The sequence below is a fragment of the Pseudomonas sp. JV245A genome, from assembly GCF_032424515.1.
In the GTDB taxonomy this organism is placed as follows: Bacteria; Pseudomonadota; Gammaproteobacteria; order Pseudomonadales; family Pseudomonadaceae; genus Aquipseudomonas; species Aquipseudomonas protegens.
On sequence record NZ_VYKE01000413.1, the window covers coordinates 1 to 1,049 of the forward strand.

A 1,049-nucleotide genomic window follows, 5' to 3' on the forward strand; every position below is an offset into this window, starting at 1 on the left:
AGGGCCTGGATCAGCGCCGCGTCGATCTGCGGCGCATCGCAGGCCAGCACCAGCAACCAGGGGTGGCGGGCCGTCGCGAGGCCGGCCAGGACTCCGGCCAGGGGCCCGGGGAAATCCTTCTGCCCATCCTCCACCAAGCGGTCGGCATAGGCCCGGTAGCGCTCGGCGTTGCGGTTGCAGGAAATGATCAGGTCATCGCTCAAGGGCCGCACCACCGCCTGCACATGGGCAATCAGCGGCTGGCCGCGCCAGGCCACCAGGCCCTTGTCCTGGCCGCCCATGCGCGAGCCGCGGCCACCGGCCAGCAGCAGGATCGAGCAGGGCAGGGAACAGGCGGGGGCGGGCTGGGTCGGGGTCATGGCGGGACGCATATCAAGTAGGTGGCGCAAACGATGGCATTGTCCTTCGGGTACGTCCAATCGGAAGTGTTGAATGGCCGATTGACGGGCTTTATCGGCCCCCTGGCAGGGCTCGGCAGGATGATAGAGCGCATCGATAATCCGGTCAGCCAGAACGATTAGACAGCCGCGTCGGCGGGCCTTTAGCCTGGGTTCATGATTTTTAGCCTGCCGGTCGGAGAATGACATGAGCGTGAAGTCGGATGCGTTGTTTGTACCCTTGAACATGGCCGTGCTGACGGTCAGCGATACCCGGGAATATGCCACTGACACCTCCGGGCAACTGCTGGTCAGCCGCCTGCTGGAGGCCGGCCACAGCCTGGCCGAGCGCAACCTGCTCAAGGATGACCTGTACAAGATCCGCGCCCAGGTGGCGGCCTGGATCGCCGACGAGCGCATCCAGGTGGTGCTGATCACCGGTGGCACCGGCTTTACCGGCCGCGACAGCACCCCGGAAGCCGTGGGCTGCCTGCTGGACAAGCACATCGACGGTTTCGGCGAGCTGTTTCGCGCCATCTCGATTCTCGATATCGGCACCTCCACGGTGCAGAGCCGGGCCCTGGCCGGGCTGGCCAATGGCACCCTGGTGTGCTGCCTGCCGGGCTCCACCGGGGCCTGCCGCACCGCCTGGGAAGGCATCCTCGCCGAGCA

At 66.4% G+C, this 1,049-nt stretch carries 2 protein-coding genes; one reads left to right on the top strand and one right to left on the bottom strand.

The features are described from left to right. A partial coding sequence (gene mobA / locus F6S12_RS32090) for a molybdenum cofactor guanylyltransferase (RefSeq protein ID WP_315869902.1) occupies positions 1–359 on the bottom strand: 359 nt, incomplete at its 3' end. A gap of 226 nt (positions 360–585) precedes the next feature. Here mobA and moaB point away from each other — a divergent pair. Then, the coding region (gene moaB, locus F6S12_RS32095; protein ID WP_315869903.1) for a molybdenum cofactor biosynthesis protein B at positions 586–1,049 on the top strand (464 nt) is incomplete at its 3' end.